Here is a 19,766-nt window from a genome sequence, read left to right as displayed (position 1 = left end):
GCTACTTTTTGCCGCGCAGCGTGTTGAGCAGCGCGACGCCGACCACCATCCCGAGCACGCCTGCCGCGAACGGCCGGTTGCGGGCGAAATCGCGGAGCTTGCCATAACCGTTCTGCGCGATGCCGCTCCATTGATCGGCGAGGCCCGCGCCCTGGAGCTGCTCATCGCCGGTCGCCTTGCCGACGACTTCCTTGATCTGGCCGGCGACGTTGGTGCCCTGGCCTTCGAGCGTGTCGTTGTTCATGATGATCCCTCCGCGTGACGCGACATGGCGCGCTGACTCAACCGTCCGCGGGAGCATAGGTGCCATCGCCGATCCCAAGCGCCATCAGCAGGGCGCTTGGCCGAGCCGCAACATCCCGCTTCCAAGCCGCCTGTTTCTACCCCACTATGCGCTTCCCTTCGCTGCTTGGACACCGGCTCCGATGAACTTCACGCCCAGCCGCCGCCAGCTCCTCAAGTCCGCCGCAGCGGGCGGGCCCGTGCTTCTCGCATCCACGCAAGCGCTGGCGCTCGCCTCCGCCGAAACGCGCGACGCGCAATCGCTGCGCCCGAACTCGATCGCGGTTTCGGAGCTGCCCCGGCAGTTCGATGTCGAACCGGGGATCCACAATCTGGAAAACGGCTATTGGAGCATCATGCCGCGCGTGGTGGAGCGCGCCTATGCGCAGCACCAGCTCGACGTGAACCGCACCAATTCGATCTGGGCGCGCAATGTGCTGCCCGGCGGCGCTTGCCTGGCGGCCGGCGGCCGCGAAGCGCGCGCGGCGATCGCGCGGCTGGTCGGCTGTGTCCCCGAAGAGATCGCGATCACGCGCAGCGGCTCGGAGGCGCTGCAAATGCTGATCACCAATTACCGGGACCTGCGCCCGGGCGACGCCGTGATCCATTGCGATCTCGATTATGACGCGATGATCGCGGCGATGGACTGGCTGGGCGATCGTCGCGGTGCCGACGTCGTCAAATTCGCGATGCCGGAGCCCGCGACCACCGCCAACATCCTCTCCGCCTATCAGGAAGTGCTGAACCGCACGCCGCACGCCAAGCTCCTGCTCGTCACCCAGATCTCCAACCGCACCGGCCTGGTGGTGCCGGTGCGCGAGATCGTCGCGATGGCGCGCGCGCGGGGCGTTGACACGATCGTCGATGCCGCGCACGGCATCGCCTGCCTCGATTTCCGGATCGACGATCTCGGCGCCGATTTCGTCGGCTGGTCGGTGCATAAATGGACCTCGGCGCCGCTCGGCACCGGCGCCATGTATATCCGCAAGAACCGGATCGGCGACATCGACATCGCGTTCGGCAATCACGAGCTGCCCGCCGGTGAGATCAGCGCGAGGGTGCCGGCCGGAACGATAAACTTCGCCGCCATTTTGGCGATCCCGATGGCCGTCGACTTCCACTTCGCGGTCGGGGCCGCCGCCAAGGAAAAGCATCTGCGCGCGCTGCGCGACCGCTGGGTCAACGCCGTTCGCGGCATGCCCGATGTCGAGATCTGCGTGCCCGACGATCCGGCGCGCTTCTGCACGATCACCAGCTTCCGTCTCAAGGGCATGCACACCGTCGCGGATGCGCAGCGCGTTCAGCAACGCCTGTTCGAAAAGCACCGGATCCTGACGGTCTGGCGCAAGGGCGTCGAGAAGGGTCCGGTGATCCGGGTGACGCCCGGTCTCTACAGCAGCTTCGCCGACGTTGATGCGCTGGTCACGGCCTTGCACGCCGAGCGCGGTATGCTGGCATGAGGCGAGATCCCCGCCGCGATCCGCTTTACGTCCTGCATCGTCTTGATATACCGCGATGATGTGCCCAGCCAGACAGTGAGCATCCCATGACCGCAAAGCCGCTCCTGGCCCTGCTGTTCGGCGCCGGCGCCGCGATCGCGCAACCGCCGATGAGCGCGCCGCAGCCGGTGCCCTACGACGATCCGATTCCCGCGGCGAAGGACATCCCCTATCCTGGGACGATGACGGTCGCGATCGATGCGACCGATACGACGCGCGGCATTTTCCGCGTAAAGCAGGTCATTCCCGTCGCCGGCGCGGGGCCGCTGACTTTGCTGTATCCGAAATGGCTGCCCGGAAGCCACAGCCCCGGCGGCGCGATCGCTTCGGTGGCGGGGCTGGTCGTCACCGCCAACGGCAAGCCGTTGAAATGGACGCGCGATCCGGTCGACGTCTATGCCTTCACGGTCGATGTGCCGGCGGGTGTCGGCCAGATCGAGGCGCGCTTCCAGTTTCTCAGCGCCACCGCGGGCAATCAGGGCCGGATCGTCATGACGCCGGACATGCTCAATCTCCAATGGATCGCGACGACGCTCTACCCCGCCGGTTATTTCACGCGGCGGATCCCGGTCGTGGCGAGCGTCACCTATCCGCAGGGGTTCAAGGCAGCGACGGCGCTGACCGTCGCTTCGACCAGCGGCGCCACGGTCACGTACAAGCCGGTCAGCTACGAGGTGCTGGCGGATAGCCCGATCTATGCGGGCCGCTATTTCCGGCGCGAGGAGCTTTGCCCGACGGTGTTCCTCAATGTCGTGGCGGACAGCCCCAAGGAACTCGAGATCAAGCCCGAGATCCTGCAATCACACAAAAATCTGTGCGTGCAGGCGGTCAAGCTGTTCGGGGCGCAGCATTACGACACCTATGATTTCCTGTTCTCGATTTCCGAGAAGATGGGCGGCAACGGCCTGGAGCATCACCGTTCTTCCGAAGACGGCGTCGGGCTCGGTTATTTCATCGAGTGGGACGATCACCTGCGCGATCATGATCTGCTGCCGCACGAATATGTCCATAGTTGGGACGGCAAGTACCGGCGCGGCGCCGACCTCTGGACCCCCGATTTCCGCACCCCGATGCGCGACAGTCTGATGTGGGTCTATGAGGGCCAGACGCAATTCTGGGGCCATGTGCTGTCCGCGCGCGCCGGATTGCTGTCGAAGGAGGATGTGCTGGGCGAGCTCGCCGCCGACGCCGCAAACTACGACAATAGCGCCGGACGCGCGTGGCGGACGGTCGAGGATACGACCAACGATCCGATCATCGCGATGCGCCGTCCGAAGCCGTGGGCGAACTGGCAGCGGTCGGAAGATTATTATGTCGAGGGCGCGCTCACCTGGCTGGATGCCAACGCGATCATCGCCGAGAAATCGGGCGGCACCAAATCCATGAACGATTTCGCCCGCGCCTTCTTCGGCATGAACGATCGGGATTATGGCGAGCTGACCTATACGTTCGACGATGTGGTGAAGACGCTGAACCAGGTCCAGCCCTATGACTGGGCGACCTTCCTCAGGGAACGCATCTATTCGCTTCGTCCGCATGCGCCGCTGGATTGGATCGAAAGAGGCGGATACCGGCTCGATTATACGTCGGAGCCGACTAAATGGACGAAGAATGCGCAGAAGCAGCGCAAGACCCTCGACCTCAACTATTCGCTCGGCGTCGCCATCGGCAAGGACGGTGCCGCGACAGGCGTGATGTGGGACGGGGTGGCGTTCAACCAGGGCATCACCATCGGCACGATCTTCGTGGCGATCGACGGCCGCGCTTATTCGGACGATGGCATGCGCGCGGCGATCACTGCGGCTGCCAAGAGCAAGACCCCGATCAAGCTGCTGATCAAGCAGGGCGATCTCTATCGCACGATCGAAATCGCGTATTACGGCGGGCTGCGCTACCCCAGGCTGGTGAAGGTCGCCAAGGGCGATGGCTCGCTGGATCGGCTTCTCGCGCCGATGATGTGATGGGTCAGCGCGCCGCCTCGGCGGGCACGTCCGCTGCCGGGTAACGACCGAGCGTCGCGAGCATGAGGGAGGCGAAGGCGCAGGCCGGCGCGGCGAACAGCAGCCAGTAACGATAGCTGCCATAGTGGTCGAACGCCGAACCCGCCAGGAACGGGCCCACCCCGGAGGCGAGACCGAGCAGTGCTACGATCAGGCCGTAAAGACGGCCGAAGTGGCGCAACCCGAAATACCGGGCGACGAGGAAGGCGATCGTATCGAGCTCCGCGCCGATCCCGAAGCCGATCAGGACGGTGGCGGCAATCGCAGCGGGCATGGAGAGCGCGCCGGAGAGAAGAATCGCGAAACCCAGGATCGGCACGGCCACCGCGACGGCCGCCACGAGCGGCGTGCGGATCCGATCGAGCATTATGCCCGTGCCCAGCCGCCCGACGATCGCTGACGGACCGGCAAGGCTGACGATCGCCGCCGCCGTGGTCCGGGCAAAGCCGAGATCGCTCAGGATCGGGATGAGATGGACCGAGGAGCCGATCAGCCCCATCGACAGAAACAACCCCGCCAGCGCCAGCTTGATGAACGTCGCGGAGCGCATCGCTTCGGCGGGCCCCGGCTCGGGCGGCATTGCGTGCGCCCTCAATTCGGCGACGATCGGCGTAGGCGACCCCCGTCGATCGAAGAAGAACAGCAGCACCAGCGGCAGCGCCACCGCGCCCCACACACCCGCCAGGATGAGATAGGTCAGTCGCCAGCCTTCGCGCGCGATCAGCGTCGTCGCCAGATAGGGCAGCGTCGAAGAGGAAAGCGCGGTGCCGCACAGCATGATCGCCAGCGCCATTCCCCGATGGCGATCGAACACGCCGGTGATCGCGGCGGACCAGATCGTCGGATTCGTCATCACCACCCCCAGCGCAACGATCAGCCAGAGCATCAGCCAGCTCGCGATCGACGGCCCGGCGAGCGAAAGCGCCGCCACACCCGAACACATCGTGATGATGCCGGCGATAGCGATCCGGCGCGATCCCCAGCGATCGACGACGATGCCCGTCGGCGCGCTCAGCAGCACGCATGCGATCGACACGATCGTCAATGCGCCGGCGATCGTGCTGCGCGGCCAGCCGAACTCCGCTTGCAGCGGCTGCATGAAGGCGCCCAGCGAATGGATATGCAGGCTGCCGACCGACATGCCGGCCGTCGACGCGACCAGCAGGCGCCAGCCCCGGCGCAATTCACCCGTCACGGGGGGCGCTTCCGTGCCTTTCATATCTTCTCCCTGAATCGCTGCGGCGTGCTTGGCGCTAACGATCCCCACCTTATGCGATCGCGCGGCTCAATCCCATCGGGCGATCGCACGAAAGATTCCGGGAGACCGTCTCCGTCGTGACGAAGCACATATATCCTGCGCGGCAGCTTGACGGACACGCGCCGTGGATCGCATGCCACCGCAAGGGCGGCCGCCACGCGCGAGATCGCCAACGATTGGAGAGAGCATGAGCTTACGCGAAACTTCGGAGTGCGGCGCCCCATCGCTTCCGATCGAAACCGGCGGTGATGGCCGATTGACGCTGGCGTGAGCGACATGGGCGGACATCGGCACCAAACGGCATTCGTGACCGGAGCAAGTCGCGGGATCGGCAAGGCGGTCGCGGTGCGGTTGGCGCAAGCCGGCTTCGATGTCGCGATCACCGCGCGGACGCTCAACGAAGGTGAAAAACGCGAACATTCCTCGAGCACGACGACCTCCGATTGCTCGCCGCTTCCCGGCAGCCTGAACACCACGGCGGAAATCATCCGGTCGTTCGGGCGGGACGCGATCGTGCTGCCCGCCGATCTGCTCGATCGGGCGTCGCTTGGCGCGGCGGCGGCAACGGTGCTGGAACGGTGGTCCCGCATCGATCTCGTCGTCCACAATGCGCGCTTCATCGGACCGGGTCATATGGATCGGCTGCTCGACACGCCGATCGAGGTGCTCGAGCGGCATGTGCAGGGGAATGCGATCGCGCCGCTCGTGCTGAACCGCTATTTCCTCCCGGCGATGATCGCGCAGGGCGGCGGCACCTTCGTCAATCTGACCTCGGCCGCAGCGCTCGGCCCGCCGCCGAAACCGATCGGGCAGGGAGGCTGGGGGCTCAGCTACAGCCTGTCCAAGGCGGCGCTGCACAGTATCGCCGCGTTCATCGCGCTCGAGCATGGCGCGGACAACGTCCGCTGTTTCAACCTCCAGCCCGGCTTCATCGCTACCGAACGTATCGCGCAGGACATGCGCCAGTTCGGCTTTTCGGCGACCTCCGGCGCGCCGCCGGAGGTCGTCGCCGAAGTCGTGCTCTGGCTGGCGACCTCGCCCGAAGCGGTCGCTCTGAACGGCGGCAACATCCAGGCGCAGCCGTTCTGCCACGAACGCGGATTGCTGCCGGGTTGGGGCGGCCCCGGGGCGGCGACCTAAGACAATCCGCGCGTGATGATCCGGGGAATCGATGATGAAGCACCAGCCTATCTCCGATATGTTGCCTTTCGGCGCGCTCGTTACGGGGCTGACGGAGGCGGCACTCGACGATCCGGGGATCGCCGCGCGGCTTCGCGCTCTGTGGATCGATCGCGGCGTTCTGGTGGTGCGCGGCTTGCCGTCCGATTCCCGAACGCATGTTCGGCTCGGCCGCTGCTTCGGGCAGATCGAGGTCCATCCGCTGCGCGAGGCGCAGGAAGGGTTGCCGCCCGAAGTCGTCGATATCGTCGCCGATCCCGATGACGGCGACATCTACGATCTCGGCGGAGGAGATCTTCGCGGCGGATGGCTGCCCTGGCATTCCGACCTCTGCTATTCGGACAGGATCAATCACGGCGGCATCCTGCGCGCGGTCGTGCTGCCCGAGCGCGGCGGCCGGACGGGCTTCATCGATCAGATCGCCGCTTATGACACGCTGCCGACGCGGCTGAAGGATGCGGTTCAGGGGTTGTCGATACTGTACGAGATGCAGTTCGATGCCTCGAAGATGCGGTTCGGAAGGCGCGATGGCCTGCGTCTCGTGCGGATGCAGCAGCGCACGCGCCGGTTCGCCGATCGCGTGGACACCCTCCCCCGCGCGATCCACCCAATCGTCTATGAGCAACCCGAGACCGGGCGGTCCGTGCTGCACGTCTCGCCCTGGTTCGCCGCGGGCATCGAAGGCCGCGAGGACGAAGAGGGGGATGCGCTGCTCGCGGAAGTGGTCGCCCACTGCACCGACACCGAACATGCCTATCATCACCAATGGCAGCAGGATGATTATGTCGTCTGGGACAATTGGCGCATGATGCATTGCGCCTCGGGAATCGAGACAGGCGCGCGCCGTCACATGCAGCGCGTGGGCATCGCCGGCGACTACGGGCTAGGCCGGATGGAAGCAGGCGCTTCGGCCGACGAGCGACACGCGATCGTCGTCTGATTCGCGGAACCGACGGGCGGAGCGCGCTGGGAGGCTACACCAGCGATGCGGTCAGAAAGCGATTGCGCAGCTATGGCAGAAATGTCAGTGGGCGCTAAAATTTCGAGAGGTGCCGCATGGAAGCTCCAACCTTCATTTCCCCGCCGCCCGCCGAGCCGGTGCTGATCCCGGCCGAGGCCTATATCTCCAAAAGCTATGCCGCCGCCGAAGCCGATAAGCTTTGGGCGAAGGTTTGGCAGTGGGCCTGCCGGTTGGAGGAAATCCCGAAGGTCGGCGATTATGTGACCTATGACATCCTCGAGGAATCGATCATCGTCTCGCGCATCTCGAAGGACGAGGTACGCGCTTATTACAACGTATGTCTGCATCGCGGCCGCCGGCTGACCTCCGGCAAGGGCAATACCAAGCGCTTCCATTGCCCGTTTCACGGCTGGCAGTGGAATCTCGACGGGACCAACGCCCGTGTCGTCGACAAGCATGACTGGTGCGGTCAGCTCACCGACGAAAAGATCACGATGAAGCCGATCCGCTGCGAAACCTGGGGCGGCTATGTGTTCATCAACATGGATCCGGACTGCGAGCCGCTGCACGACTATCTCGAGCCGGCCAAGTCGATGCTCGATCCTTTCGAGATCGACAAGATGCGCTTCCGCTGGCGCAAGGCGACGGTCATGCCCTGCAACTGGAAGACCGCGCTCGAAGCCTTCAACGAGAGCTATCATCTCCAGACCTCGCATCCCCAGCTTCTCGAATGGTCGGATGACCTTCACTGGAGCAAGGCATGGGGCAAGCATGCCAACAGCGGCATGTTGCCGTTTCCCGACAATCGGCTGACGGGGCAGGGCTCGAAGCGCATCATCGACGAGCCGATCGACGACATTCGCGAGGCTCTGGCCACAAATCAGCAGCACCTGGTCGATACGCTCGACGCCTTCCTCAGCCACTCGATGGTGGAAGCGGCGCAGCGCCTGCCTAAGGAGCTGCCTGCGGGCACGCCACCGATCGAAGTGCTCCAGAAAATGGTCGAGTGGACGATCGAGATCGACGCCAAGAAAGGCGTGACCTGGCCGGCCGTCAGCCCGCAGCATATGATGGACGCGGGCTATGACTGGCACCTCTTCCCCAACTGCCTGATCCTCGTCGCGCCGACCTATGTGCTCGGTTACCGGACGCGGCCCAACGGCTATGATCCCGATAGCTGCATCTTCGAGGCCTATGCGATGGATCGCGCGCCCGAGGGGATCGAGCCTCCGCAGCCCGAGATCGAATGGTCGATGGATCTGACGGACGAGAAGTTCTGGGGGCTGATCCTGATGCAGGATATCGGCAACATGCCGGAGGTGCAAAAGGGCATGCACTCGCGCGGCTACCCCGGCGCGCGGCCGAACCCGGTCTGGGAGGTCGCGGTCTCGAATTTTCATCGCACGCTCGCCCAATATATGGGAACCGGCGCGCCGGTGTCCGAGCCCGTTTCCTGACGGCGCCTGCCTCCGGCCGGCTTGCCGGCCGGGTCGCGATCATCACCGGCGCCAGTTCGGGGCTAGGCCCGGTGATGGCGAAGCTGTTCGCCGCCGAAGGCGCCTTGTTGCTGCTCGCCGCACGCAAGGAAGATCTGGTCCTCCAGGCGGCCGCCGCGGCGGGAGGCGGCGCGATCGGGATGCGTGCCGACGTGACCAGCGAAGCGGACGTCGCCGCGATGGTCGATCGCGCGATGAACGTCTTCGGGAAGGTCGATATCCTGCTGGACAACGCCGCCGCGCCCGGCCAGGATCGCTACGTCTGGGAGCAGACGCTGGAGAATTGGAACGCCACCATAGCGGTCGATCTGACCGCAGCCATGCTCTGCACGCGCGAGGTCCTGAACCGATCGATGCTCGAACGCGGATCGGGCGCGATCGTGAACTTCTCGTCCACCGCGGGGTGGACGGGGATACCGCGCAAGACGCATTATTGCTCCGCCAAGGCGGCATTGCGCGCCTTCACCAAGACGGTGGCGCTCGAAGTCGGCCCCAAGGGTATCCGCTGCAATTGTCTGGTGCCGGGCGGGATCGATACCGATCTATATCGAAGCTGGGTTCTTCGCACCGCGGAGGAAAAGGGCCTCAGCTATGCGGAGCAGCGCGCCAGGAACGAAGCGCAGGTTCCGCTGCGGACCATTTCCACGCCCGAGGACGTCGCCAACCTGGCGCTGTTTCTCGCAAGTGACGAAAGCCGCACGATCACCGGCCAATCGATCAACTGCGATGCCGGCGCCGTGATGATAGGATAGGCGATCGGCATGGAGGAAAGCAGGACGATCGAGCAACGGCTGTTGGCGGTGGAGGATCATATCGCGATCGGCCAGCTCGTCGGCGCCTACGGCTATGCGATCGACGGACGCAACAAGGATGTGCTCGGCAGGATCTATGCCGAGGACGGTGTCTATGCGGTAGGGGATACCGGCACCTTCGCGGGACGGGAGGCGATCCAGGCGATCGCCGACATGCCGGGCCATATCGCGCTGGTCGAGGCCGGCTGCGCGCATATTTCGACCAATCCCCAAATCGTCATCGATGGCGACCGCGCCAGCGCCACATGCCACACGATGGTGGGCGCGCATGGCGACGGGGGCTTCTTCATCTGGCGGCTGAGCGCCTCGCAGCTCATGCTTTCGCGCAAGCCGGAGGGCGGCTGGCAGATCGATCACCGGCAGAATTACCTCTTGCAGGGAGATCCCGAAGGACCGGCGCTGCTCGCCCGCGCCGCCGACGGGCCGGCACCGGCGTAATCCGTCAGCTTATATCGAGATTGTACACGCGCGCCGCGTTGCCGCTGAATATCTTGAACCTTTCCTCGACCGTCATCTCGGCGATCGCGTCGACCATATAATCGAGGCCGTCGGGGTAAAGGCAGGCGGGGTGGGGGAAGTCGGTTTCGAACATGATGTTGTCGGCGCCGACCTGACGGATCGTCTGCACGAAATTCTTCCGTTCGAAAAAGGTGCAGGCGTAGATCTGGCGGTTGAACACCTCGGTCGGCGAGGGGCTGTAATCGATGCCGGCCTCGCCGCTCATATATTCGAGCGCTTCCAGCAGATAGGGAATCCAGCCGGCGCCGCTTTCGACCGAAACGACCTTCAGCTTCGGATGCCGCTCGAGGAAACGCGAAAGCAGGATGTTCGCGACGACCCGGAGATTGCCGATGAACAGCATCAGCCCGCCCATCGCCAGCCGCTCGCTCTCGTTCCGCTCCGGCCAGGTCGACGAAAAATACCAGGAGGAGGAGCTGTCCGACGCGCCGATGTGAAAGTTAACCGGGATGTCGTTCGCGGTGCAGGCCTCCCACAAGCGATCCCAATGCCGTTCGCCCAGCGACGGCAGGCCATGATCCTGCGGGTCCGAATTGATGTTGATGCCCTTCAGGCCCAGCTTCAGGCAGCGCTCGGTCTCCTGCACCGCCTTCTCGACATCCCACCACGGCAGCAGCGCCATCGGAAAGATGCGCTGGCCGGAATCCTTCTGCACGTCCGCCATCGCGTCGTTGAAGATGCGGATGCTGGCGACGCGCAGCTCCTCGTCCACCTTCATCGCCCGCTGGCCGCCGAAACCCAGTACGTTCGGATAGGCGATCTGCGCATGGATGCCCTGCTCGTCCATCATCTTGACGCGCTCGAAGACGTTGCTGGCGCCAGCATGCACGTCCGGCACCTCGATCTGCATGAAATCCATGCCCTTGATCTTGCTGCCGTCGCGCATGATCGCGGAATTGGCGCTGCGGGTGGCGAGGTGGATGTTGTCGCCGATCACCCACTTGCGATCGGCACCCTCTCCCGCGATCCGCGGCATCATCGGTTTCAGCCGCGCGGGCGCGCGCGACGTCCAGAGATCGTGAGGCTCGCTGATGTGGGTATCGACATCGATCACCTTGATCCCGCCGAGCAGGTCGCGCGCGGTCGGCTTCGAGGCGCGAAGTGGTGTCACCGTGGCCATGGTCAGTCTCTCCTATTGTCCATCATGTGCCGTCCTCCGATCCTCGTTGTGGCCGCCCATGGCCGTCATTCGGCGGCCTGTAGCGCGAGGGGGGTCTCTCCGTTCGCGGCCGACGGCGCCTGCGGTCCACGGATGAGACGGCCCGGCGTCGCTCCGGTGGGGCGGTCGTTCTCGCTGATCACGATGCCGTTGACGATCGTCGCCACATAGCCATCCGCGCGCTGGTGGAGGCGGCGCCCGCCCCCCGGCAGATCGTTGGCGATCTCGGGGGAAAACAAGGTCAGCCGGCCATGATCGATCACGTTGATGCTCGCGCGATACCCCGGTGCGATCAGGCCGCGATCGAAGAGGCCGACGGTCTCCGCCGGCTTGCGCGCGAGGATGTGGACCATCTCCTCGATGCTGAAACGGCCATGATCGCGATCGCGCACCCAATGCGTCAGAGCGAAGGTCGGATAGCTGGCGTCGCACACCATTCCGTAATGCGCGCCGCCGTCGCCGAGCCCGACGATCACATTCTCGTCGCGCAACATGCCCTCGACGAAATCGAGATTATAATCGACGAAATTGCCCATCGCCACGAACAGCAGGTTGCGGCCATCATCCTTTAGCAGCAGCTCGTAAGAGAGCGCGGCCGGATCCTGCCCCGCCGCCGCGGCGCGCTCGGCGATGCTTTCGGATCGATCGGGCTCGTAATTCGGAACGTCGCGGCCCAGCTCGAACATCGATTCGAACCGGCGCGCCATCAGGAACAGCGGGTTCCTGGGGTCCTGGTGGGTCTCTCCGACAAGCTGCGCCTTCACCTCGGGCCGGCGCAGCGCGGCGACCTTCTGCTCGAGCGGCAGATCCTTCAGCGCGTCCCAAAGCGGCGACATGCAGAAGGGATTGGCCGTCACCCGCAGACCCACGACCAGCCCGATGGGCCGGGGATAGAGCTGCGCCTTGATGTCCACGCCGGGCGCGGCATTGATCTCCGCCAGACGCCGGCGGACATCGGCGATATAATCGGGATCCTTGACGGTCTGCGCCTGGGTATAGGTAACCGTTCGGCCCGATCGCCGCGCGAAGCGCGTCATGAAGCCGATCTCGTCCTCGAACGATTCGGGTTTCATCGTCGCGACGAGCTGGAAAACGCCCTTTTTCTTTTCGTTCATCACGTCGCCGAGCGCCAGCAGCTCTTCCTCATCCACGCCGAAGCTCGGGATCTGCTCGCCCGTGGAACTGCGGTGCGTGGGAATCCGCGAGGTGCCGATCCCCATAGCGCCGGCATCGAGCGCCTCGCGCAGGAGATCCTGCATGCGCGCGATATCCTCCGCGGTCGCCTGCTCGCGGCGCAGCGCGCGGTCGCCCATCACGTAGACGCGCAACGGCGAATGCGGCAACATGGCGATCACGTCGACGTCGCGCCTGCGCCGATCCACCGCTTCGAGGAAATCGGGGAAGCTCTCCCAATCCCAGGTCAGCCCGGCGGACGTAACCGGCTCCGGTATGTCCTCGACGCCCTCCATCAGCTCGATCAGCTTCATACGGTCGGCGGGGCGGCAGGGCGCGAAACCGATGCCGCAATTGCCGGTCATCACCGTCGTCACGCCGTGATCGGAGGAAGGCGCCATGCGATCCGACCAGATCAATTGCCCGTCGTAATGGGTGTGGATGTCGACGAAGCCGGGCGTGACGATCAGGCCGACGGCATCGATCTCCCGCGCGGCGCTTCCGGTAACCTCGCCGACCGCCACGATCAGATCGCCCCGTACCGCCACATCGCCGACGAATGATGGTTTGCCGCTGCCGTCGACGATCGTGCCGCCCCGGATCAGCAGATCATAATCGTGCCGCATCTTCTCTCCTCACGCCGCGAGCGATCGCGCGCCGCGCACCAGGCGGCCGGGCAGCGCACCCGTGGCGATGCCGTTGCGGTAGGTGACCTTCCCCGCGACGATGGTCGCATCATAGCCGCTTGCCGGCTGGCCGAGCCGGCCCGCGCCGTTCGGCAGATCGCGCACCATATGCGGAATATGGAGGCGGATCATCGCGGGATCGATGATATTGAGGTCGGCTCGATAGCCGGGCGCGATCGTCCCGCGATCGTGGAGACCCACCGCCGAAGCGGTTTCCGATGTGAGCGCCCTCACCACCCGTTCGATCGGCATATGTCCCCTGCCGACGTCCGACCATCGCCGGATCATATAGGTGGGCAGGCTCGCGTCGCAGATCATGCCGACATGGGCGCCACCGTCCCCGAGGCCCAGGATCGTGCGCTCGCTGGCCAGCATGGTGCGGATCGCTTCGATGCTGTTGCCGGCGTAATTCGCGGCGGGCAGATACAGCACCGCATCGGCATCGCCGGCGACGAGAAGGTCATAGACGTAAGCGGCGGCATCCTGCCCCGCCGCCGCCGCGCGCGCCGCCATGCTCAGCGATGGCGCCGGCTCATAGTCGGCGTCGGGGCCGAATTCGTAAAAGCCCGCCAGATAGGTCTCGGCATCGGCGGCGCGCCCTTCGAGATGGCTCGGAAACTCCGCGAGGATGCGCGCGCGCCGCTCGGGCGTCCGCAGTTCGGCGATACGCGCGTCATCGCCGAGGCCGGCGATCTCGCGGAAGGCCGGAGTCGCCATGAACGGATTGCGGCCGACCCGGAATCCCATCAGCAGCCCGATCGGCCTGCCGGACACCTGGCCCTTGATCTCGAGGCCCTCGTCATTGGCGGCCTCGATCCGATCGAGCACCTTGCGCCAGCGATCGGGCGCGTGATGCAACTGGAGTACGGACATCGAGAGCGGCCGCCCGCTTTCGCGGGTCATCCGGCGGGCGATCTCGAACTCGCTATCCAGATCGTCGAAATCGGAGATGAACTGGAGCACGCCGCCGCCCGCCTCGCGCAGCCCGCCCGCGATCCCCGCGAGCTCGTCGGAGGCCGCCGCGTAGGTCGGCGTGACGGTGCCGTCCGAGGCCTTGTGATTGAGGCTGCGCGATGTCGAGAAGCCGAGCGCGCCGGCTTCGATCGCCTCCCGCGCGATCGCGCGCATGCGTGCGATGTCGTCGTCGGTCGCCGGCTCCTTGGTCATTGCCCGCTCGCCCATCACGAACACCCGCAGCGGCGCGTGCGGAAGCTGCGTCGCGACGTCCATGTCGAATTGCCTGCCGTCGAGGCTGTCCAGATAGTCGGGGAAGCTCTCCCAATTCCAGGGCAGCCCCGCCGCCATCACCACCTCGGGGATATCCTCGACGCCTTCCATCAGGTGGATCAGGCGATCGCGATCCTTCGCCCTGCACGGCGCGAAGCCGACGCCGCAATTGCCGGTGAGGACGGTGGTGACGCCATGCTGGGACGATGGATCGAGCCGGTTGGTCCAGGTCGCGTGACCATCGTAATGCGTGTGGATATCGACGAAGCCGGGCGTGACGAGGCGGCCGGAAGCATCGATTTCCTCGATGCCCTCGCCATCGACCACCCCGACCGCGACGATCTTTCCGTCGTCGACGCCGATATCGCCGGTGAAGCCGGGACGGCCCGTGCCGTCCACGATGGTGCCGCCGCGCAGGACAAGATCATAGCTCTGCGCCATCGCGGTTCCTCATTCGCGCGACGACTGCAAAGGTCGCCGCATCGACTGGCTTTACTGTGGAACCTGCCCCCGACAGGCACAATGCCGGGAAGTTACTTGGGAGCGACAGGGTATCAGGAATGCGACCGGGGAGGCCGGCAGATCGGTGTGACCAAGAGGCGATAGGCTATCGGCGGTCCGGGGGCGTCCGCCGAGTCATGCGCGTCAGCCGGGGCTCAGCGCCTTCTGCTGAACCGCCTGGGACCGCAAGGCCTTGACCTGCTCGGGCGTCACCGGTCCGGTAAAATTGTTGCCCAGGTTCGTCCGGATGTAATTGGTCACTGCGGCGATCTGCACGTCGGTCAGTTCGGAGAAGGAGGGCATCGCCTTCTGCCCCTTGAGGATGACCAGCACGGGATAGAGCGATGCCCGGAGCTTGGGATCGCCCGCCAGCGCCGGATACTTGCCCGCGCCCGACGCGCCCTTGCCGTCGGGCATGTGGCAGCCCTGGCAGATATGGGTGTAGAGTTCCTGCCCGGTCTGGTAGCGATAGCCGCCGCTGAACTGCGCGAGCGCCGCGGTCGTCAAGCCGGTCAGCGGGAGGATCGCGCCGATCAGGCCGAGGGTGCGTGGTGAAAATCTCGCCATTGTCAGCTTCCCTGCACGGCACGTTGATGAAGGCGCTCGATCGCGTTGAGCGAGGAAAGGACAGCGCCTTCCTGCCACGCCGGGATCATCGAAACATGTTCGCCCGCCATGACGATCCGGCCATCGATCGCGCACATGTCGTTGTAGTGCGCCGCACGCGTCCGTTCGGTCCACGATCCGGCGCAGCCCAAAGTCCAGGGCACGCGGTGCCAGGCAACGGTCGCACCGGTTTCGAATTCGGTGCGATATTGCGGGTGGATGTTGGCGCCATATTCCACGCTCTTGGCGATGCGCTGTTCGGGCGTCATCGCCGTATATTCGACCGCGTTCGGCCCGAACGTGTAGGCGCCGAGCAGCACGCCCTTGCCCGGCTTGAAGAAATCGGTGCTGGGATAGCTGATGATGCTGTTGGGCTGATCGGTATAGGTGATGCCGCCGTAGATCGATTCATCCTCTTCCCAGAAGCGGCGCTTCATCTGTAGCCCGACCTTGGCCGATGCCGAATAAGGCAGCGCATCGATCGCGGCCTGCATCGGCGCGCCGACATCGATCGGAATCTGGCTGAGCACCGAGGCGGGAATCGTGCAGACGCACCAATCGGCATGCGCGGTCTGCACCGCGCCGCCCTTCACCGTATCGATGAACGAGGCGGTGACGCCGCGCTTGTCCTGGCGGATTTCGGTCACCTTGGAATTGTAGCGGATCACCTCGCCCAATTCCTTGCCGAACGCCTTGCCGATCATGCCCATGCCGCCCACCGGCTGGAACATCGTCTGCTGGACGTCATAGGCCTTCGAGGCGCCGATCGCGCGCCAGAGCCGCGAGCGCACCATATCCTCCAGGCTGAGCGGATCGGTCGGCGTCGGCACGGCATCCAGCCCCCCGCCGGGCGGGTGATCGTAGCCGCGCCGGTCGCTCGATTCGAGGCTTTTGACGTAAGCGTAATTCTTGTCGAGCGCGCCCCATTGGCGAAGCGCCTGGAGCAGGATCTCGCGATCTTCCTTGGTGACCGGGCGATCGAGCTTTTCCTGCTGCACGCTCTTCGCCAGCAATTCGGCGACATAGCCGTCGAAATCGGCCTCGATCGTCCGATAGCGCTGCGGCTTGCCGCCGAATGCCTGCGTCGAGTGGACATAGGCATTGTAGTTGAGCTGGATGAAGGGTTCGAGCCGGACGCCCAGCAGTTTGCAATAATGCAGCAGCCCCTTGTGGTGGTGCGGAATGCGCCACGGCCCCGGATTGAGGTACAATCCCTTGTCGAAGGCGACATTCTGCGTGAAGCCGCCAAGCTCGGTATAGACGTCCCCGCCGTACAGCGACCAGTTCCGCCCCCCGGAACGGTTCTGATATTCCAAGATCTGAACCTTGTATCCCGCCTTGCGCAGCTCGTAGGCGGCGACCATGCCCGCGAGGCCCGATCCGAGGATCAGCACCGAGGCCCCCCTGGGCGCCCCGCTGAGCGCGATCGGCCCCTTGTAGGTGGATTCCGCCGCATAAGCGAGCGAGGCCATCGCCTGATACATCACGGCGACGCCGGCCGTCTTGCCGATCATCGAGAACAAGGTGCGGCGATTGATGGCCGCAGGAATATCGTCGAGCACGCGGAGTAACCCCCTCTGTTAGACCGCCCCCAGGCCCGGTCTCATGCCGGGATATATGGCTTGATCGCCGTCGTGGAGTGACTTGCCGTCACCCCCCGGCGTCGCGCGCTTGGATCACTGTGCCCATGTTCGAATCGACGTGTCAAACGAAGATCGAGACCGCGCGGACGTCTTGGCGAAACGCTTTTTAATATCCGAGCCACGGAAAAAAGTTTCTCCCGGCGGGGTTGCAGATTTATGACTATCGTTGTCTCATCGCTCGGAGTTCGAGCGACAACATGCTTGGAAATAACAAAGCTGCGCCAGGGACGGTATCGAAGCGCAACGATGAACGCGGAAGAGGGCTGAAGGGCTTCGCTGTAATTGCAGGGGGCTCAGATGACGCGACGTACGATCCTTTTTCTTGGCGCGGGCATGATGGCCCTCCAGGCAGGCGGCGCTTATGCGCAAACCGCTCCCGGCGATGATGCCAGCAAGGAAATCATCGTCACCGGCACCCGCGGCACCACACGCACCGTCGCGCAGAGCCTCGCGCCGATCGACGTGCTTTCGCCGGCGGACCTGCAAACCAGCGGCAAGCAATCGGTGCGCGATCTGCTTGGCGCGCTCATCCCCTCGATCAGCGTCTCGAACAGCGGTGCCGGCGCTTCCTTCGCGGTCAAGACGCTCTCGCTGCGCGGTCTCGCGGGCGATCAGGTGCTGGTGCTCGTCAACGGCAAGCGCCGCCACAATACCGCGACGATGTTCATCAACGGCACCACGCAGAACGGCCAGTCGCCGCCCGATCTCGATCTGATCCCGACCGCGGCGATCGGCCGGATCGAGGTGCTGCGCGATGGCGCTTCGGCGCAATATGGCTCGGATGCGATCGCGGGCGTGATCAACCTGATCCTGCGCAGCTCCGATCACGGCGGCGACGCGAACGTGCTCGGCGGCCGGACCTACGACGGCGGCGGCCAGACCGGGCAGGTTCAGGGCGTGCTGGGCTTCGGGCTCGGCGCGGAGGGCCATGTCGATGTGGCGATCGACGGGCGCTATCAGGCGCGCACCTATCGCGGCGGTCCGAACACCACCCAGCTCTATCCCGCCGGCGATCCGCGCGAGGCGACCGCCAACCGGTATACGACCCACCCGGGGCAGCCGCAGGCGCAGACCGCCAGCATTTCCTACGATGCCTCGCTGCCGCTGGGCGACAATCTCACGCTCTATTCGTTCAGCACGGGCGCCGTCCGCAAGACCGACGCGTTCCTGACCTTCCGCAATCCCATCGCCGCCAACAATATCCCGGAGGTCTATCCCGACGGCTATTCGCCCGAACTGCGCGTGTACGACAAGGATTTCCAGGTCGCCGCGGGGATAAAGGGCGGCGGGCTTGCCGGGTTCGATTGGGATCTCAGCACGACCTATGGCTATAATCGCGCCGCCTATCACGAAAAGGGCCTCAACGCCTCGCTCGGACCGGCGAGCCCGAAGGATGCCTATCTGGGTTTGGTCGCCTCCAGCGAATGGACCACGGACGTCGATCTCAAGCGCACCTTCGATATCGGCACGGCGGCGCCGCTGCTGATCGACTTCGGCGGTGCCTATCGGCGCAACACCTACAAGATCGGGCCCGGCGAGCCGGCGTCCTACGTCGATGGCGGCTATCGCAATACGACGGGGCTGAACGCCAATGTCGTGCGGCAGGCGGGATCGCAGGGCGTGACCGGGTTCCAGCCGGTCGGCTCGGGCCGCTGGAGCCGCAACAACGTCGCCGCGTTCGTCGATGTCGAGGATACCGTGCTTCCGGGGCTCGATCTCGCGCTTGCCGGGCGCTACGAACATTATAACGATGCCGGCACGACCAAGACGGGCAAGGCCTCGATCCGTTACGAGCCGATCCGGGGTCTCGCGTTCCGCGGCACGGCGAGCACCGGCTTCCGGGCGCCAACGTTGCAGCAGGAACATTATGCCTCGTCGAGCACGATCGGCGTGACCGTCGCCGGGGTGACGACGCTACAGCCCGTGCAGGCGCTGCCGGTCGATTCGCCGGCGGCGATCGCGCTGGGCGCCAAGCCGCTGAAGCCCGAGAAATCGACCAACTTCTCGGCGGGCACGGTGCTCACGATGATCCCGCGCCTCAACCTCACGGTGGATGCCTATCAGATCAAGATCCGCGATCGGATCCTGTTGAGCGGCGTCCTGTCCGGCGCGGCGGTCAATGCGGCGCTGGCGGCGGCGGGCATCCTGACCGCGCAGCAGGGCTTCTATTTCTCCAACGCCGCCGACACGCGGACCCGCGGCCTCGACGTCGTCGCCACCTATCGCACCAAGAGCGGCCCGTTCGGGCAGGCGACGATCACCCTATCGGGCAACATCAACCACACCAAATTCACCTATGTCGCGCTGCCGCCGCCCGCGCTCGCCGCCGCCGGGCTCGTGCTGATCGATCGGGCGCGGCAGGGCGATTTCACGCAGGGCACGCCGCGCGACAAGGAAATCGTGGCGGTCGATTGGACGATTGGCAAGATCGGCGTCAACGCGCGCGTCACCCGCTACAGCAAGGTCGTCCAAACCTCGACGATCCCCGCAAACGACGACATCCTGAAGCCCAAGGCGATCATCGATCTCAGCGCCGGCTACGCGCTGACCAGCCATCTGCGGCTCACCGCCGGCGCCAACAATCTGCTCAACACCTATTCGTCGATCCTGAAGGCCGCCAACCGGGGTCTCGTGGCGGCGACGGGCGCGACCTCCAACACCGCTTATTACAACAGCTATTCGCCGTTCGGCATCAGCGGCGGTTTCTATTATGGGCGGATCAACCTCAGCTTCTGAACATGAGCATTACGATCCACAGGGAGGAT

Annotated in this window: 15 protein-coding genes; 8 read left to right on the top strand and 7 right to left on the bottom strand. The window is 65.0% G+C overall.

Annotation, left to right across the window (positions count from 1 at the left end):
- Position 1: 1 nt before the first annotated feature.
- Positions 2-244 carry a CsbD family protein gene (locus HUU94_RS11080; RefSeq protein ID WP_174275135.1) on the bottom strand — a complete coding sequence of 81 codons (243 nt, stop codon included), beginning with the start codon at positions 242-244 and terminating at the stop codon, positions 2-4.
- A 181-nt stretch (positions 245-425) separates the two neighbouring features.
- Between HUU94_RS11080 and HUU94_RS11075 the strand changes: the two genes are divergently transcribed.
- Together HUU94_RS11075 and HUU94_RS11070 are read left to right on the top strand one after the other, a co-directional pair.
- Positions 426-1,742 carry an aminotransferase class V-fold PLP-dependent enzyme gene (locus HUU94_RS11075; protein ID WP_174275134.1) on the top strand — a complete coding sequence of 439 codons (1,317 nt, stop codon included), beginning with the start codon at positions 426-428 and terminating at the stop codon, positions 1,740-1,742.
- A gap of 86 nt (positions 1,743-1,828) precedes the next feature.
- Entirely contained in the window at positions 1,829-3,742 is a 1,914-nt protein-coding gene (locus HUU94_RS11070) for a M61 family metallopeptidase (protein WP_174275133.1), read from the top strand.
- A gap of 4 nt (positions 3,743-3,746) precedes the next feature.
- Here HUU94_RS11070 and HUU94_RS11065 read toward each other — a convergent pair whose 3' ends face one another.
- Complete coding sequence (locus HUU94_RS11065) at positions 3,747-5,000, bottom strand: MFS transporter (RefSeq protein WP_174275132.1); 1,254 nt, start codon at positions 4,998-5,000, stop codon at positions 3,747-3,749.
- A gap of 345 nt (positions 5,001-5,345) precedes the next feature.
- On the opposite strand from HUU94_RS11065, the gene HUU94_RS11060 reads away from it, so the two are divergent.
- The 5 genes from HUU94_RS11060 (at position 5,346) to HUU94_RS11040 (ending at position 9,925) form a co-directional block, all read left to right on the top strand.
- Entirely contained in the window at positions 5,346-6,179 is an 834-nt protein-coding gene (locus tag HUU94_RS11060) for an SDR family NAD(P)-dependent oxidoreductase (protein WP_217429611.1), read from the top strand.
- Positions 6,180-6,213: 34 nt separating this feature from the next.
- Positions 6,214-7,158 carry a TauD/TfdA dioxygenase family protein gene (locus HUU94_RS11055; RefSeq protein ID WP_174275131.1) on the top strand — a complete coding sequence of 315 codons (945 nt, stop codon included), beginning with the start codon at positions 6,214-6,216 and terminating at the stop codon, positions 7,156-7,158.
- Positions 7,159-7,274: 116 nt separating this feature from the next.
- Positions 7,275-8,636: an aromatic ring-hydroxylating oxygenase subunit alpha gene (locus tag HUU94_RS11050; protein WP_174275130.1), complete on the top strand. Its 1,362-nt coding sequence runs from the start codon at positions 7,275-7,277 to the stop codon at positions 8,634-8,636.
- Entirely contained in the window at positions 8,594-9,427 is an 834-nt protein-coding gene (locus tag HUU94_RS11045; protein ID WP_368039853.1) for an SDR family NAD(P)-dependent oxidoreductase, read from the top strand. The genes HUU94_RS11050 and HUU94_RS11045 overlap by 43 nt, the downstream gene beginning before the upstream one ends.
- Positions 9,428-9,436: 9 nt before the next feature.
- Positions 9,437-9,925: a nuclear transport factor 2 family protein gene (locus HUU94_RS11040; RefSeq protein ID WP_174275128.1), complete on the top strand. Its 489-nt coding sequence runs from the start codon at positions 9,437-9,439 to the stop codon at positions 9,923-9,925.
- A gap of 4 nt (positions 9,926-9,929) precedes the next feature.
- Here HUU94_RS11040 and HUU94_RS11035 read toward each other — a convergent pair whose 3' ends face one another.
- From HUU94_RS11035 to HUU94_RS11015, 5 genes are all read right to left on the bottom strand, one after another.
- Positions 9,930-11,126, bottom strand: coding sequence for an amidohydrolase family protein (locus HUU94_RS11035; protein ID WP_174275127.1), 1,197 nt, complete (start codon positions 11,124-11,126; stop codon positions 9,930-9,932).
- Between the two features lie 65 nt (positions 11,127-11,191).
- Complete coding sequence (locus tag HUU94_RS11030) at positions 11,192-12,964, bottom strand: N-acyl-D-amino-acid deacylase family protein (protein ID WP_174275126.1); 1,773 nt, start codon at positions 12,962-12,964, stop codon at positions 11,192-11,194.
- A gap of 9 nt (positions 12,965-12,973) precedes the next feature.
- Positions 12,974-14,692: an N-acyl-D-amino-acid deacylase family protein gene (locus HUU94_RS11025; protein WP_174275125.1), complete on the bottom strand. Its 1,719-nt coding sequence runs from the start codon at positions 14,690-14,692 to the stop codon at positions 12,974-12,976.
- 204 nt (positions 14,693-14,896) lie between these two features.
- On the bottom strand, positions 14,897-15,319 hold the full coding sequence (locus HUU94_RS11020; protein WP_174275124.1) for a c-type cytochrome: 423 nt from the start codon (positions 15,317-15,319) through the stop codon (positions 14,897-14,899).
- Between the two features lie 2 nt (positions 15,320-15,321).
- The gene (locus HUU94_RS11015; RefSeq protein ID WP_254602154.1) at positions 15,322-16,920 is read right to left on the bottom strand and encodes a flavin monoamine oxidase family protein; all 1,599 of its coding nucleotides are present in this window, start codon (positions 16,918-16,920) and stop codon (positions 15,322-15,324) included.
- 378 nt (positions 16,921-17,298) lie between these two features.
- On the opposite strand from HUU94_RS11015, the gene HUU94_RS11010 reads away from it, so the two are divergent.
- Positions 17,299-19,737: a TonB-dependent receptor plug domain-containing protein gene (locus tag HUU94_RS11010; RefSeq protein ID WP_174275123.1), complete on the top strand. Its 2,439-nt coding sequence runs from the start codon at positions 17,299-17,301 to the stop codon at positions 19,735-19,737.
- Positions 19,738-19,766: the final 29 nt, after the last annotated feature.

The sequence above is a fragment of the Sphingomonas bacterium genome, assembly GCF_903644055.1.
In the GTDB taxonomy this organism is placed as follows: Bacteria; Pseudomonadota; Alphaproteobacteria; order Sphingomonadales; family Sphingomonadaceae; genus Sphingomonas_I.
The sequence above is the reverse complement of the archived record's forward strand: the minus strand, read 5'-3'. Positions and strand labels throughout refer to the sequence as shown.